Raw genomic sequence first — 15,612 nt, forward strand, 5'->3', positions numbered from 1 at the left:
CGGCGGCGAGAGTTTCAAGCGTTGTTGGGAGCAAACAATGCACGATAAATGCCAAGGTCCGACTGCCGCCGACAATTTTTCCAAAGATGAACGCGCGGCAGTCTACAAAGCCATCCATACGCGCCGCGACGTGCGCGACCAGTTTCTTCCCAAGCCCATACCCAACGATGTACTTATGCGCCTGCTCGATGCGGCCCACCATGCGCCTTCGGTCGGCTTCATGCAGCCCTGGAATTTCATCCTGATCAGCGATCCCGAGTGCAAGCAGGAGGTGCATCAAGCCTTCACCCGCGCCAATGAGGAAGCGAGGGCAATGTTCACTGACGATCGCCAGGCGCTTTATGCTGCGCTGAAACTCGAAGGCATCCTCAAGTCGCCGCTCAACATCTGCATCACCTGCGATCGCACCCGTGGCGGGCGCGTCGTTCTTGGCCGCACCCATAACCGTCAGATGGACCTCTACAGTACCGTCTGCGCAGTGCAGAATCTCTGGCTTGCAGCGCGCGCCGAAGGCGTCGGCGTCGGCTGGGTCAGCATCTACCATGATACCGACATGCGCCGAATTCTCGGTATTCCCGCGCATGTCGAGATCGTCGCCTATCTCTGCGTCGGCTATGTGGATGAGCTCTACCAGGCGCCGGAGCTCGAGCAGCGCGGATGGCGCAAGCGACTGCCGCTGGATGAACTCATATTCCGGGACCGCTGGAGTGGATGCGCTGATCCAGGAACGCTCAGATCGGATCATCCTCATCCGGATCAAGCAGCCGTGTCGCCCGCCACTCCGTCAGTTTCCGGTTGATCGCTTCCAGCACGAAGAAACGCGCCGACTCCTTGTCGTAACCGTCGTCGCGAAGCACATCGTAATCCGTATGCTGGTGCCGGACATGCGCGACCGTCGCCAGCCACACCGCAATCGGCGGCGGCAGCGTCTTCATGTGCGGGGCATTTGCGGCGGCGCGGATCGGCTCGGAATCCGAATAGGGTACGGCCGGTAGCAGAAGTGTCAAAGCTTTGTTGATGGCGCGCTGGCGGTTCGTTCCGATGCTCATGCCGCTATCCTAGCCGATTCTCGTCCTATTTCAGGCGCGGCAAAAAATGTCGTCAACGGCAAAAACAACTTGCTTATGCGGCGTTTGTCACATAAACATATCTTTATGTCTTTTGAGGATTGGAAGCATGGACAAGCGTGATCTCAACTTGGACCTGATGGTCGATACGCTGAAAGCGGCAGCAGAGCCGAGCCGCCTGCGCATCCTCGCGCTCCTGTCACGCGGCGACCTTACCGTTTCCGATCTCACCTCCATCCTTGGCCAGTCGCAGCCGCGCGTGTCGCGGCATTTGAAGCTGCTGTTCGAGGCCAGCCTCATCAATCGCTACCAGGAGGGTTCCTGGGCCTATTTCCGCCTGGCCGACTCGCTGATCGTCGGTGACATCGCGCGGTCGCTGCTCGACCGCCTCGACTTCTCCGATCCTTTGCTCGAACGCGACCTCGAACGGCTTTCGTCTGTGAAGTTGCAGCGGCGCGAACGCGCAGCCGCCTATTTCAGCGCCAATGCAACGAGCTGGGATATGATCCGGTCGTTGCATGCGCCGGATGGCGCGGTGGAAGCAGCGCTCCTCAAGATCGTCGGCCGCAAGCCGTTTCAGGCGATGCTCGATGTCGGCACGGGGACGGGCCGTCTGCTTGAACTCTTCTCGCCGCTCTATATTCGCGGCGTCGGCATCGACATAAACCGCGACATGCTGACGGTTGCTCGCTCCAATCTCGATCGCGACGGGATCACCAATGCGCAGGTGCGCCATGGCGATGTCTATTCCCTGCCGGTAGACCGGGAATCCTTCGATCTTGTTACCGTCCACCAGGTTCTGCACTTCCTCGATAACCCCGCCGAAGCAATCCGCGAGGCGGCACGTGCGCTGCGGGCAGGCGGGCGCATGCTCATCGTCGATTTTGCTCCGCACGAACTTGAGTTCCTGCGCGACAATCATGCCCATATGCGTCTCGGCTTCAGCGATGCGCAGATGCGCGAATGGCTTACGGAAGCCGGGTTGATGCTCGAAGAGAGCACGGAACTTGAACCGAAAGACAAGAACAAACTAACCGTCAAACTGTGGCTGGCACGCGACCCGCGCCTGCTGATTGCAGTTCCCGATTTAACCTCCCGCGTCACGGAGAGTGTCTGATGAGTTTCTTTCGCCAATCGCGCCGCCCCGATATCGGTCACAATATCCGTGTGTCCTTCGAGTTCTTCCCGCCGAAGACGGAAGTCATGGAGGAACGGCTTTGGGAGACGGTGACGCGCCTTGCGCCGCTCAATCCTGAATTCGTCTCGGTGACCTACGGTGCCGGCGGGTCGACGCGCGAGCGGACCGCCCGCACGATCAACCGCATCCTGACGGAAACAGACGTCAATGCCGCCGCCCATCTTACCTGCGTCGATGCGACGAAGGAGGAAGTCGATACGGTGGTGCGCGAGTTTGCCGCCATGGGCGTCAAGCGCTTCGTTGCCCTGCGGGGCGATCCAGCAAGCGGCGTCGGTTCCCACTACAAGCCGACACCCGGCGGCTATGAGAACGGCGCCGATCTCGTTGCCGGTCTGAAAGCCTTTGCCGATTTCGATATTTCGGTTTCGGCCTATCCGGAAAAGCATCCGGAAAGCCCGGATTTCGCCACAGACATCGACATGCTCAAGCGCAAGGTCGACAATGGCGCGACGCGGGCGATCACCCAGTTCTTCTTCGAGAACGATCTCTACGAGCGCTATGTCGAAAAGGTTCGCCGTGCCGGTATCTATATTCCGATCCTACCGGGCATCCTGCCGATCCACAATTTCACGCAGGTGACGAACTTCTGCTCGAAGGCCGGAACGCACATTCCCAACTGGCTGGCCGAGCGCTTCGAGGGTCTCGAGAACGACCCGCAGACGCACCAGCTTGTCGCTTCGGCAGTTGCCGCCGAACAGGTGCTCGACCTCGTCGAAAGGGGTGCGCAGGATTTCCACTTCTATACGATGAACCGGGCCGACCTTGCTTTTGCCATCTGCCATCTCATCGGAATTCGGCCGGGCAGCAATGTCGTTGAGGCCAATTTGGCCGGGGCCGCGGCATAAGACCCGCCTCTGAAATGGGAAACGGCCCGACTGCCATGATCGGGCCGCTCCATGTTTCACCTACTTAACGGTCAGAGACCATCTACGTAGCGCTCTTGTATTTACTCAGGGGATGAGTCCTACGACCATTGCACCGATAAATGCGAACGCTGCACAGATCATAAGGACATTCATCGATCGAGTTAGTCCCATCGTTTGTCTCCTGCAGTTAACCGATTTAGCATAGCGCAAATTTGCCACAGAAAAAGCCCAAATATTACAGTCTCATGACGCCGGGGTGAGAAAATTTTTGCCTGATAAACCTAAGTTTCTGAAATGAAACACATTTGACAGGGCAAAAAATTTCGAGATCACGATAAAATGTTCCGATATGGGGCATATCTTTGCACTGCAGCATTTTTGCCACTAAACGACGCCGAGGCCTGTTTCAGCCACAATTGAGCCATAATGTGCCCGTCCTGGAATATGTCGCTTTATTGAAAACTTTAGGTTTTTTACCGTTTTCGCATTGCGGTTATCAGGCGTCCGTCGATAGTCAACAGGCCAAGCGCGATGAGCCCCATCCCAAGAAAATCGTGCGCGGCGAGCCGTTCGCCAAGAAAAATTGTTCCAAGCAGGATGGCGCTGACCGGGACGATCAGCGTCACGAGTGAAGCGTTGGTCGCGCCTGCCGTCTGCACGATGGAAAAATAAAGAATATAGGCATAGGCGGTGGACAGGAGACCAAGTCCGAGGATCGCGGCCCAAACTCCGCCATCGATCGTAGCGACCTGCGGGACGCCATCCCAGAACAGAACAATAGGTATCATGATCAATGTCGCCGCGGTCATCTGGCCGGTCGAGGTGACGGTTGGCGGGACGCCTTTGAAGCGCTTGGCGAGGATGCCAGCAAAGGCGTAGGAGAGCGTTGCGGCGATCACCAGCATTTCCGCCCATAGGGGTCCGCCAAGTCCGGTCAGCGCCCCTGGACCAATGAGAGTAACGATGCCGGCAATGCCGAGCAGGATACCGGCGATCTTGTTGACGGTGACCTTTTCATCGACTGTCAGAAACGCGGCAACAACGACAGTCCAGATCGGAGTCGTTGCGTTGAGGATGGCCTCCACTCCAGCGCCAAGGGCCGTCTGGCCGATGAACAACAATGAAAACGGTATGACGTTCATTAGCAGGCCGAGCCCGGCAAATTTGAGCGCGTGTTGCCGGTAGCTCCAGAAATTGATGCCGCGTGCAAGCAAATAAAGATGAAGAGCAAGCGCGGCTATGGCGACGCGAAAGAGCACAAGGGTAAGCGGCGGGACGACCTGAACCGCGATACGGGCGAAGAAAAACGAGCCGCCCCAGATAGCGCCGAGGAGGAACAATTGCGCCCAGGCGAAGCCAGTCATGGCAAGAGGTCTTGGTGCTATGGTTTGAGATGACACGGTTTCATTTCCTCCAGAAGCCTGCCCGGCGTTGCACATTCACGGCAAAACCGGGTCAAGGCCACCCGATTCCTGCCGGAAAAGAAGCGACTTTCGTCCGTCACGTTCGCTTGCTAAGAGTTTCGTATGACGCAGAACGAAAAGATGCAACGATTCGCCTCGGCCCGTGAAGCAGCGCTTACCTTACGGCCCGATCAACCCGTCTACTGCTTTCGTCCCCACGTCCTCATCAAGGATGCGGACCGGTTCATGAAAATGTTCCCGGGCGAGACAGCCTATGCGGTCAAGACAAATGGCGAAGATCTCGTTCTCGATACGCTGGCGCGCAATGGCGTCAGCACATTCGATGTGGCTTCCCCCGGCGAATTCGCGGCCGTTCGCAAGGTCGCCCCGAATGCGCAGATGCTCTACATGCATCCGATCAAGGCGCAATCGGACATACGCCTTGCTCTCGAAACCTATGGCATCCGCGTCCTTGCCGTCGATCATGAGGACGAGATCGCCAAGATCACGCGCATCGTCCGCGCGCTCGATATCGATCCGGCCAGTATTACCCTTTATGTTCGCCTGCAAACCAAGGGCCATGCCGCCTATGAACTCTCCAAGAAGTTCGGCGCGGCGCCCGCACATGCCATCGAACTCCTGCAGCGCTCGGACAAAATCGGCTACAAGGTCGGCTTGTGTTTTCACGTCGGCAGCCAGATCGAGGATCCCGATACCTATGAGAATGCGTTGCGCTCCGCTGACTGGGTGCGCAATCGCGCCGGCGTCCCGCTCGCGGGGCTGGATATTGGCGGCGGCTTTCCGGCCGAATATGGCCACGATCCGAAGCGCAAGCACGTGGAAATGCCCTCGCTCGGGCAACTGATGTCCCGCCTGCGCGGCGACATCAAGGAATACGGCTTCGGCGATCTGCCGCTTGTGGCCGAACCTGGCCGCGTCATTGTCGCTCGCGCCTTCTCGCTCATCGTGCGGGTGCTCCTGCGCAAGGGCAGGCGGCTCTATATCAATGATGGTATCTGGGCGTCGCTATCGGATTCATGGACGGGCAAGATCACGCTGCCGGCGCGCTTCATCCCCGATCCTGCCAAGAAGCTGCGGCACGGGGATGTGGAGGAGATCGTACCGTTCCGCGTCTGCGGCGCTACGTGCGATTCCGTCGATATCCTGTCGCGGCCATTCTGGTTGCCGGCCACCGTCGAAACGGGCGACTGGATCGAGATCGGCCATATCGGCGCCTATTCCCTATCGCTTCGCACGCGCTTCAACGGATTTTATCCGGACACGTTTGTCGAAGTCGATACGGCTTTCGATGAGGGCAGCGAGCCGGAAGGCTTCGCATCGCTCGAAACGATGGCTCCGCCGCAATAGCGCTTCGTTTTAGAGCTTGCCGAGCAATTCCGGCGTCGGCCAGGAATCGGCCGGCATGCCGAGGCGGATTTGCTCATCTCTCACGGCATCGCGCGTCAGGATGCCGAACACGCCGTCGATCTTCGGGCCCATGTCGTGGCCGCGTGCCGCAAGCTTGTTCTGCAGTTCCTTCATCTGGTCAGGGTTGAGCCCGACTTCAGGGGTCGTCGCCTGCAGTGGTCCGGCTCCGGCCAGGCGCGTGGCAAAATAGGCCGCCGTGGTGGCGTAGATGATGGATTTGTTCCATTCGACGAACACGTCGAAATTGGCATAGGAAAGGAAGGCTGGTCCCTTGCGGCCCATCGGCAGCAGAAGGGAAGCATCGCCATCATCCGGCCCGAGAGGGCCGTTCATGCCTGTCACGCCCCACTCCGACCATTTGGAATGCGGCAGCCGGTTGGTGCGGATGGCGTTTTCCCAAGGCAGATCCTTGGTTAGCTTGACCTCTTCGAGCCAGGGTTCACCGCGCTTCCAGCCGAGATCGCGCAGCACGCGGGCCGCGGTCATGATCGCGTCCGGCGCACTGTGCTTCAGATCGACCTTGCCGTCGTCGTCGCCATCGACGCCGCGTTCCAGATAGTCGGTGGGGAGCATTTGCATCTGCCCGATTTCGCCGGCCCAGGCGCCGGTCGTCTTGGCATCGACGACGCCGTTGTCGAAGAGCTTCAACAGCGCAATCAATTGCGGCCGGAAGAGCTCCGGCCTGCGGCAATCGAACGAGAGCGTAAGCAGTGCATTCAGTGTGTCGAAATCGCCCTGGACTGCCCCGAAATCCGTCTCGAGACCCCAGAATGCGGCGATGACCGGACCGGGCACGCCATATTCCTGCTCGGCTTCGGTGAAGGTCGAGGCATATTTCTTGAGGTTGGCTGCGCCCTGCTTCAACCGGTAATCGGAGACCATGCGCGAGGAGAAAGTCAGGAATGTCTGGCTGAAGACACCCTGTGCGCGATCGCGCTCCAGGACCTTGTCGTCGAGCGAGGCTTTCAACAGCTCGTTCAGTCCACGTTCCCCGACGCCGGCAGCGCGTGCTTCGGCAATGAGGCCGTTGAACCAGGGTTCGAGTTCGCCGCCGCAAGCCGGCTTTTCAGCCGGTGTCTGCGCAGGCGCTACCTGATCCAGCGCATAGGACGCGCTCGATGTCAGAAGAAGGCCGGCAGCGGCAAGGGCAGTCGAAAGTCTGTTCATCAGGGAAATCTCGTTCTAACGGGCGCGCCCAAGCGCGCAGATGCCCTGCTAATGCACGAATATGCAGTTGAGGTGAAGTCAAAGAATCGCGAAACAGGGCGGGGGCCTTGCCCTTTATTGCACCTTGTTGCGCACCAGCCACTCTTTCCAGGATTTTTCGCTTCCGGCAAAGACATTGATGTCCGCATCGCCGCGCATGCCGGGGATGGAGCCGGTGCCGGTATATTGCCAGAAGGTCCAGGGGTGCGACCCGTATTTCTCGTCGGGATGCCCGGCTACCGAGCGCAGCCAGAAGGGATAGCCGACGAATTGGCGCAGGTCATTGTCGTCAAAGAAATCGACGGTCGTATAAATGATCGGACGCTTGCCGTAGTAGCGTTCGACGATATCCATGAAGGTCTTCATCTCGCTGCGTACGATCGCGGCATTGGGCCGGAGCTTGCAGGTTGGCGAGGCCGCATTCCATTCCATGTCGAGGACCGGCGGCAAGGCGCTTGGGTCCTTCGGGACGTGCTGGATATACCACTTGGCCTGATCCTTGGCCGTGCGGCAGAAATAATAGAAGTGATAGGCGCCGCGTGGAACGCCGGCTGCGCGCGTCGCGGCCCAATTCTGGGCGAAGCGGTCATCCACCCGGTCGCCGCCTTCGGTCGCCTTGATGAAGGCGAAGGAAATGCCATTGGCCCGGACGGTCTGCCAATCAACCGTAGATTGATATTTCGATATGTCCGTCCCGTGGATTGGATAGTGCCAGGGCGTCTTCCCGGTCCAGTCGTGCGGGTCGCGGTCGCCGAAGCGCGGCGCCTTTACGTTGCCTGTCGGCGCGGCGATCTGCTGGACAGGCCTTGTCTGCTTGGCGTCGGAAAAATCATAGTCGACGGTCGTGCAGCCGGTCAGAAGAACAGTCAGCAAACCTGCTGCAAGTCGTTTCATATATTTACGGTCCATCATCGAATCGTGGCGGGATTAGTGCTCATGCACTAGAGATGCGCGATTATGCTTAACAGATGATGAGCGTGAGCGCGCCTCGTCGATGCTGTTCTGATTGCATATTTTTGCATGCTGCATCGAATCTTAAGCCGTGATACTCGTTGCAAACAGCGTTTGGTGCGAGGGGCGGGACGATGAGAAAACTTGGTTTGCTGGTTTTTCTTGTCGCGCTGGTTGCGCTCGCCAATGCCTTTTTCGCGTCGTGGGTTACCATCAACAGGGATGATCTGGCGATATCCGTCAGCCAGTCTGGCAGTTGCGTTCGACCGGCAATACCGAGTTTCTGGCGCAACTATAGAGGGTATCCCGATTACGACAATGAGCTGATTTCCGACTATTTCGGCATCTATGCCGCTTACGCTTCCAACGTCTACGCGCCATCGAACCGAGACCGTTTCAATCTCAAACCAGAAATATTCGGCTGGGTTCCGCAGGGCGGGCCGATCATCCGGCCGGGTGGGTTCTACGCTGAGCTTTTCTACAAGCGCAGCCCGGTGCGGCTTTCGGTAATGCTCGTCATCAGAGGCAAGGACAGCGCGTTCAACCTGCCGGATCTTATCAGCGAGAACACCTTGTTTACCCAGATGATCAATCCATGGGATCAATACCGGACTGTGCGCAAGGAGTTTTCGCGTATCCGCCGTGAGGCGCAAAGCGGCTCGGCGGGCCTGCCGGTCGAATATATCGTCGTCGGGCATGGGCTTGGCGGCGGACTTGCTCGTCACCTTGCGGCAGCGTTTCCATGTACTGCGGCGGTTACCTTCGATTCGACCTTCGTCTCCAACAATCGGCGCCTGGCTGAGCCCTATGACGGCCAGGTCGTCGATCTCTTCGCTGACAATGATTTGCGCTCGCGGCTCGCAGTCCTGCCAAATCCGCGCGCCTTCTTTCGCATTTCGCGGATCCACCAGTGGTACCGCGTGCGCAATGCCGGAGATTTCTCCGGTCCCGCCGGCATGCAGCGGGCTGCCGTTGCGATGGCACGCATCCCGGTCATGTGCCTGCTGCGCGATGATTGCGAGTTGAAGCGACCGACAAGCGGCGATAGCGGCGAAGAAAACCCGCAAAGCGGGCGTTCGGCCGCGGAAATGTCGATGCTGTTTTGCCTCGCGGGCCCGGGTTCAGCCGGCCCCAAAGCGGACCTTTGCCAGTAGGTCAGGCGTGACGGCGGATAACTGAAATCCAGGCAAAACCGCGATATAGCCTATGGATTTCGGCCTGCGCATTGGTGGCCACGGCAATCTCGCTTGCAACATCGAACAGGTCGTTGCGAGGCGTCACGTGGTACCATTCGAGCCATTTATAAAGCCCGCGCCGCGCGAAGGCAGGCAGATCGCGCAGATCGCCAAAATCGACAACATGCAGCGCGCCACCCGGCGTGAGATGGTTGATCGCTTCGCGCATCACCGCCTGCCATTGCGGGATCATCGATACGGCATAGGAGATGAAAATCCGGTCGAACTCGCGCCGCCCGAGGATCGCTTCAGGTTCGAACTTTGCCGCGTCGGCATAGGCGAGCGTGGCGCGATCACCGATTCCTGCCGCAGTGATCTTCTTGCGTGCCGTTGCCAGCATTTCATTGGAAATATCAATGCCATAGAGCGAAGTCTTTGGATAAGCCCGCCCGGCAAGCACGAGGTTGCGGCCCGTACCGCAGCCGATCTCCAGGATGCTGCCACGCTCGGGCGGGGCGAGCCCGGCAAGCATCGGGTCGCGGCCAAGCAGATAGTATTTGCGGGTAGCGTCGTAGAAGTGCCGCTGATGCCGGTAAACCCGGTCCATCAGCGGTCCGTGTTCAATCTTGGCAAACATCAGGCGCGGTCCTTGCGAATGTAGAGATGAAAGCCGCCATAGATCGACGAGCGATCGCGCTCATGCAGCGCGCGGGAGAGTTCTTCCTGATAGTCCCAGCTATCAAGCAACGTATCGTCGATGCGGCCAGGCAGGATCGTAGGCTCGGCTGCCGTGCGGAAGATGACGCGTGCGCCCGGCGCGGCGGTTCGTGTAATCTCGGCCCATAGTTCGTTGAGCTGGGTGTCGTTCATCCAGTCCTGCGCGTCCAGAAGAATGAAGCGATCGACCGAGGCGTCGGGTTTTGCCGCGAGGGATTCGGTGAAGGAGGCATTTACGACGCTCATGCGGCCGGCCCGGTCGCGCACGGTGGCGAAATTGCTGCGGGAAAGGTAGGGCGGCAGCGGGCCGGTCTCGGCATTGTCGCTGTAGCCGCGGCCAAAAGCCTGCCAGGCAAAATAGTTTTCCGAAAGCGGAAAGCCGCAGGCGAGCTTTTCCAGCCTGCCGCGCAACACCTGCGCCATGTTGCCGTCGCCGGCGGTGGCGAGCGCATCATATTGCTGCGGAGGAATGCCTAGTCCGAACAGCGACGACTTCCGCTTCGTCGCCCAGCGGATCATGCGCTTGTCGAACAGCGGGGCGAGGGCCGTATCGAAATAGGCGCGCTGCTCCTCCATGGTGGATGCCTTGAGCAGATCGCGCGGGTCGATGCCATACAGCCTGGCAATGCGATGCCCCATGCCGATGAAGAGCCCGAGCAGCCCGTGCCGATAGAGGTCGCGCGAGAAGATGGTGATCCGGCGCCGGCCCGAGAGCATGCGCTTTTCCCAATAGGCGCGGCTCGTCGCGTCGAGATGCGGCTGGATGAATCGCTCATAGGCAGCAAGGTTGGCCCTGTCGTCGGCCGTGCCATAGAAGCGGTAGAAGGCGTCGTAATTGGGCAGGTGGGCAACTGCTGCAAGCTTGAGGCGGTTGAAGGCGACATGCGCGGTGTTGAGGTCGACGGCTTCGACGCTGGCCGGATCGGCCGTCAGATAGGACATGGCGTTGCAGCCACCAGAGGCGATGGTGACAATCCGGTGGCCAGGCAGAATCTGCAGTGCCTCCATGTCCACTTCCGGGTCTTCCCAGATTTGCGGATAGACCAGCCCCTTGAAGACATGGGCGAAGAGGCGTTCCGAAAGGCCGGCTTTCGAAAGGAGCCTGTTTTGCCGGACCGCCTTGTTGAGTTTCTCGTTGCGCGGGGACAGTTCGTTGGATTGTCTAGCAAGCGGCATCTAATCGAATCCCCTTTATTGGAAATTCCTGCCCGCCTAGCATCCCGATGTAACAAATGGGTGACGCACGCCCTTGTAGCGACTTGCCAAGTTGATTCAACTTAAGCGGGCAAGTAATTGAGCTTGCACGGCCAGGAAGTGTGACAGCCGTGCAAAGGGCCACTTCGCCAAGCCGATTCAGCGTAAATCCAGGCGCAGGTGCTCGTCGTCATAGGACTTGCCGTCGTAGCGCAATGCATCCTTCTCAAAACCAAAAACTTTAAATCCGAGACCAAGATAGATATTGCGCGCGGAGAGGTTGGTTGCCATCACCGTCGCATGAATAATGTCGACATGCTGCCTCGCATGTTCGATCACGGCCGCAGTCAATCGTCTGCCCAAGTCATGACCTCGCCAGGCGGGATCGACGAAGACACCCCATAGCAGACCTACGTGACGCTTCTTGACTTTCGGACTGACGGCAAAGCCGGCAAGGCCAACGAGTTGGTCGCCGGCGAAGGCGCCGAACACCGCATTGGGCTGCGCCTCCAGCATCGAGCGTAATTCGGCGATGTTCCGGCCGCATTCTTCCTCATAGCTCGAACCGAATGCTTCGGGTGCCGTCTGCAGGCAATGCAGCCGCAGGGCCTGGAAACGCTCCGCATCGTCGCGGGTGAGGCGCCTGACCGCAATCTGCATCGGTTCAACCATCAGTCTTTCCATAACCGCCGGGGGTGGGTGTGGTGAGTATTACGGCTTCACCGGCGTCGAGGACGGTCTGGTCGCAGGCTTTGAGCGTTTCGGTTGTTCCATCGTTGCGATGCACTTGCGTCTTGCCTGTCTCGCCATTGCCGCCGCCGTCGAGGCCTTCGGGCGGCCGGCTGCGATGCGACGATAGAATGGCGCAATCCATTCGTTCGAGGAAACGGATCGTCCGCTGCGTGCCGTTGCCGCCCGGGTACGTCCCGGTGCCGCCCGAACCATCGCGGATATGAAAATTCTCGAGCAGGACCGGAAAGCGCATTTCGAGGATTTCGGGATCCGTGAGGCGTGAATTGGTCATGTGCGTGTGGACGGCGGCGGTTCCGGCAAAGCCGGTGCCGTCGTTGAAATGGCCGGCGGGCGATCCCGAGCAGATCGTCTCGTAATATTGATAGCGCTCGTTGCCGAAGGTCAGATTGTTCATCGTCCCTTGCGAATTCGCCATCGCGCCCAAGGCGCCAAACAGTGCGTTGGTGACATGCTGCGATGTTTCAACATTGCCGGCAACGACGGCCGCCGGGTAGGTGGGCTTCAGCATCGACCCATCTGGGATGATGATGTCGATAGGACGCAGACAGCCGGCATTCATCGGTATCGCGCCTTCGACCATGACACGGAATACGTAGAGCACTGCTGCGCGCGCCACAGGCTCCGGCGCATTGAAGTTGTTTTTCATGACCGGTGACGTGCCGGTAAAATCCACCGTTGCCCGGCGCTCGTTGCGATCGACGGTAATCTTCACCGCAATCGTCTGGCCGGTGTCGGTCTCGTAGCTGTATTCGGATTGCTCCGGCAGCCGGTCGAGCACGGCCCGCACGCTCTCCGCCGCATTGTCCTGGACATGGCCCATATAGGCCTCGACCACGCCGAGCCCGAACTGGCCGATCATCTTTTTAAGCTCAGCAACGCCCTTTTCGTTGGCCGCGATCTGCGCCTTCAGGTCGGCGATGTTCTGGTGGACATTGCGCACAGGGAAGGGGTGATTGGTGAGAAGCGCGGTCAATTCCCGTTCACGAAAGCGGCCACGCTCGACGAGACGGAAATTGTCGATGAGAACGCCTTCTTCATCGACGGTCGTCGCGAGCGGCGTCATCGATCCCGGCGCGGAACCGCCAATATCGGCATGATGGCCGCGTGAGGCGGCGTAGAAGAGAATGTTTTTTCCCGCTTCGTCGAAGACCGGTGTCACCACAGTAATATCCGGGAGGTGTGTGCCGCCATTATACGGAGCATTGAGGGCAAAGACATCGCCCTGATGGATATCGCCGGCATTGAGCTTGATGATCGTCTCGACCGAGCGGTCCATGGAGCCGAGATGAACGGGCATGTGCGGTGCATTGGCGACGAGGGCGCCGCTGCCGTCGAACACGGCGCAGGAAAAATCGAGACGTTCCTTGATGTTGACCGAATAGGCGGTGTTCTGCAGCGTCACGCCCATCTGTTCGGCGATCGACATGAAGAGATTATTGAAAACCTCGAGCATGATCGGATCGGCTTCGGTGCCGAGCGCGGCCGTGCGAAGCTTCTTTTCGGCGCGGCGCATGAGGACATGGTTCAAGTCGGTGATCTGCACGCGCCAGCCTGGCTCGACGACGATGGTCTGATGCGGCTCGATGATCAGGGCCGGACCCTTGATCTCATGCCCGGGCGCGAGGTTTTCGCGCCGGAACGCCGGAGCGTCGTGAAATGTACCGCCGGAGAAAATCCGGCATGTGTTTTCGTGCTGCGGTTCTGCCGCAACCCGAGCCTGCTTCTTTTCGACTTGCGTCCGCTCGCGGGAGTCCATGCCCTCGACGCCGACGGCTTCGACCACGATGCCCTTGTTGTCGTATATAAAGCCGAACTGGGCCTTGTGAGCAGCTTCAAAGGCAGCGCGCGCTCCATCAATCGCAAAGGCGCTGAAATCGATGGGTATCGTCGTATCGGTTCCGTCATAGCGCAGATGCACAATGGGACGCGCCGTGATTGCCTCGGCCGGAACACTCTGACCAGCAAGTTCAGTCGTCACGGCAGCCGAAAGGCGCGCAGCGAGTTCGCGGATCTCCTCAAGGTTTTCGGAAGAAAGCGGTTTGACCAGCGCCTGTTGCCGTGACGCGAATATCGAGGAAAGGCCGATGCCGTAGGCAGAGAGCAGGCCCGAGAATGGATGGATAAGCACCGCTTCCATGCCGAGCGCATCGGCAACAAGGCAGGCATGTTGCCCGCCCGCGCCGCCGAAGCAATTCAGGAGATAGCCGGTGACGTCGTAGCCACGCTGCACCGATATCTTCTTGATCGCATTCGCCATATTCTCGACTGCGATCGTCACGAAGCCTTCGGCAACTTCTTCCTGCGTCTTGCCGTCGCCGATTTCTGCCGCAAGCTGCGCAAATTTTCTCGCAACGATCTCAGCATCGAGCCGCTTATCTTGATCAGCACCAAAGATCGCCGGAAAATATTCGGGCCGCAGCTTGCCGAGCATGACATTGGCGTCCGTAACCGCAAGCGGCCCGCCACGCCGGTAGCAGGCGGGGCCTGGATTGGCACCGGCTGAATCGGGACCCGCCTGGAAGCGCCCCGCGCTGTAGTGCAGAATGGAACCGCCGCCTGCGGCGACCGTATGAATGCGCATCATCGGCGCACGGATGCGCACGCCGGCGACTTCCGTATCGAAGGCGCGCTCATAATCCCCATCGTAGTGGGCGACATCGGTGCTGGTCCCGCCCATGTCGAAGCCGATCACCCGGTCGAACCCCGCGAGCCGTGCCGTCTCGACCATGCCGACGACACCGCCCGCGGGACCGGATAAAATGGCGTCCTTGCCCTGGAAGAGATCGGCCGCCGTCAGCCCACCTGATGACATCATGAAGGAGAGGCGCGGCCCCTGTTCCGCCCCGTCCCCCGCGCCAAGCTCGCCGGCAACCCGATCGACATAGCGGCGCAGGATTGGTGAAAGATAGGCATCGACGACGGTGGTGTCGCCGCGGCCGACGAGCTTGGCGAGCGGCGAAACTTCATGGCTCACCGACACCTGTCCGAACCCGAGGTCCCGCGCCACCCTGGCCGCAAGCTGTTCGTGTGCCGGATAGTTCCAGGCATGCATGAAGACCATGGCGACAGCATCGATCCCTTCCGCCTTGGCCTCGGTCAACAAGGCGCGTATCTGCTCGGCATCTGGCGCAACTTCCACTGTGCCGTCCGTTCGCACCCGCTCGTCGATTTCGACGACGCGCTCGTAGAGCTGTTCGGGAAGGATGATCTCCTTCGCAAAGATGTCGGGCCGCGCCTGGTAGGCAATCCTCAGGGCATCGCGGAAACCGCGTGTTATGACGAGCAAGGTCCGGTCGCCCATGCGCTCAAGCAGCGCATTGGTTGCGACAGTCGTCCCCATCTTCACCTCGCCGATACGCTCGGACGGAATGTGATCGCCCGGCTCGACGCCGAGGAGTTCGCGAATGCCCTGGATGGCCGCGTCCTTATAGGCTTCGGGATTCTCGGAGAGGAGCTTGTGGGCATGAAGCTGCCCAACCGGATCGCGCGCAATCACATCGGTGAACGTGCCACCGCGATCGATCCAGAAATCCCATCTGTCCTTCACGGGCAGCCTCCGTCTACAGGTGATTCGGCGGCGCGGAAAAAACCTCGCACATGCCCCAAGTGAGAATAAGCCAAACGGCAACAAGCGCAATCATGGAAGATTTTACA

The 15,612-nt window shown here is 59.5% G+C and carries 13 protein-coding genes; 5 read left to right on the forward strand and 8 right to left on the reverse strand.

What is annotated here, in order from left to right; all coding sequences use genetic code 11:
* The first annotated feature begins 37 nt into the window (after positions 1-37).
* The gene (gene bluB, locus GF108_RS14780; RefSeq protein WP_153668617.1) at positions 38-799 is read left to right on the forward strand and encodes a 5,6-dimethylbenzimidazole synthase; all 762 of its coding nucleotides are present in this window, start codon (positions 38-40) and stop codon (positions 797-799) included.
* Here the strand turns inward: bluB and GF108_RS14785 are convergent.
* The gene (locus tag GF108_RS14785; protein ID WP_153668619.1) at positions 732-1,049 is read right to left on the reverse strand and encodes a DUF2293 domain-containing protein; all 318 of its coding nucleotides are present in this window, start codon (positions 1,047-1,049) and stop codon (positions 732-734) included. The two genes, bluB and GF108_RS14785, sit on opposite strands and share 68 nt — an antisense overlap.
* A 127-nt stretch (positions 1,050-1,176) precedes the next feature.
* Here GF108_RS14785 and GF108_RS14790 point away from each other — a divergent pair, with 127 nt between their 5' ends.
* A complete protein-coding gene (locus GF108_RS14790; protein WP_153668620.1) occupies positions 1,177-2,184 on the forward strand; it encodes a metalloregulator ArsR/SmtB family transcription factor in 1,008 nt (335 codons plus the stop codon).
* The gene (metF, locus tag GF108_RS14795) at positions 2,184-3,110 is read left to right on the forward strand and encodes a methylenetetrahydrofolate reductase [NAD(P)H] (protein ID WP_091944972.1); all 927 of its coding nucleotides are present in this window, start codon (positions 2,184-2,186) and stop codon (positions 3,108-3,110) included. Before GF108_RS14790 ends, metF begins: the two co-directional genes overlap by 1 nt.
* 494 nt (positions 3,111-3,604) lie before the next feature.
* Here metF and GF108_RS14800 read toward each other — a convergent pair whose 3' ends face one another.
* A complete protein-coding gene (locus GF108_RS14800) occupies positions 3,605-4,495 on the reverse strand; it encodes a DMT family transporter (RefSeq protein WP_091923638.1) in 891 nt (296 codons plus the stop codon).
* A 180-nt stretch (positions 4,496-4,675) separates the two neighbouring features.
* Between GF108_RS14800 and GF108_RS14805 the strand changes: the two genes are divergently transcribed.
* Positions 4,676-5,902, forward strand: a complete 1,227-nt coding sequence (locus GF108_RS14805) for an alanine racemase (protein ID WP_153669476.1) — start codon at positions 4,676-4,678, stop codon at positions 5,900-5,902.
* 9 nt (positions 5,903-5,911) lie between these two features.
* On the opposite strand, the gene GF108_RS14810 is transcribed toward GF108_RS14805, so the two are convergent.
* Both GF108_RS14810 and GF108_RS14815 read right to left on the reverse strand, forming a co-directional pair.
* Positions 5,912-7,129: a lytic murein transglycosylase gene (locus GF108_RS14810; protein WP_153668622.1), complete on the reverse strand. Its 1,218-nt coding sequence runs from the start codon at positions 7,127-7,129 to the stop codon at positions 5,912-5,914.
* Positions 7,130-7,243: 114 nt separating this feature from the next.
* Positions 7,244-8,062 carry a GH25 family lysozyme gene (locus GF108_RS14815; RefSeq protein ID WP_027231922.1) on the reverse strand — a complete coding sequence of 273 codons (819 nt, stop codon included), beginning with the start codon at positions 8,060-8,062 and terminating at the stop codon, positions 7,244-7,246.
* Between the two features lie 191 nt (positions 8,063-8,253).
* Here GF108_RS14815 and GF108_RS14820 point away from each other — a divergent pair, with 191 nt between their 5' ends.
* Positions 8,254-9,273, forward strand: coding sequence for a hypothetical protein (locus GF108_RS14820; RefSeq protein ID WP_153668624.1), 1,020 nt, complete (start codon positions 8,254-8,256; stop codon positions 9,271-9,273).
* Between the two features lies 1 nt (position 9,274).
* Here the strand turns inward: GF108_RS14820 and GF108_RS14825 are convergent, their stop codons facing one another.
* The 4 genes from GF108_RS14825 to GF108_RS14840 form a co-directional block, all read right to left on the reverse strand.
* Positions 9,275-9,931 carry a class I SAM-dependent methyltransferase gene (locus GF108_RS14825; RefSeq protein ID WP_153668627.1) on the reverse strand — a complete coding sequence of 219 codons (657 nt, stop codon included), beginning with the start codon at positions 9,929-9,931 and terminating at the stop codon, positions 9,275-9,277.
* Complete coding sequence (locus GF108_RS14830) at positions 9,931-11,187, reverse strand: DUF3419 family protein (protein ID WP_153668629.1); 1,257 nt, start codon at positions 11,185-11,187, stop codon at positions 9,931-9,933. Before GF108_RS14830 ends, GF108_RS14825 begins: the two co-directional genes overlap by 1 nt.
* 177 nt (positions 11,188-11,364) lie before the next feature.
* Positions 11,365-11,877, reverse strand: coding sequence for a GNAT family N-acetyltransferase (locus GF108_RS14835; protein WP_172982646.1), 513 nt, complete (start codon positions 11,875-11,877; stop codon positions 11,365-11,367).
* Entirely contained in the window at positions 11,870-15,505 is a 3,636-nt protein-coding gene (locus tag GF108_RS14840; RefSeq protein WP_370462179.1) for a hydantoinase B/oxoprolinase family protein, read from the reverse strand. Before GF108_RS14840 ends, GF108_RS14835 begins: the two co-directional genes overlap by 8 nt.
* Positions 15,506-15,612: the final 107 nt, after the last annotated feature.

The organism is Phyllobacterium sp. SYP-B3895 (assembly GCF_009647635.1).
Classification (GTDB): Bacteria; Pseudomonadota; Alphaproteobacteria; order Rhizobiales; family Rhizobiaceae; genus Phyllobacterium; species Phyllobacterium pellucidum.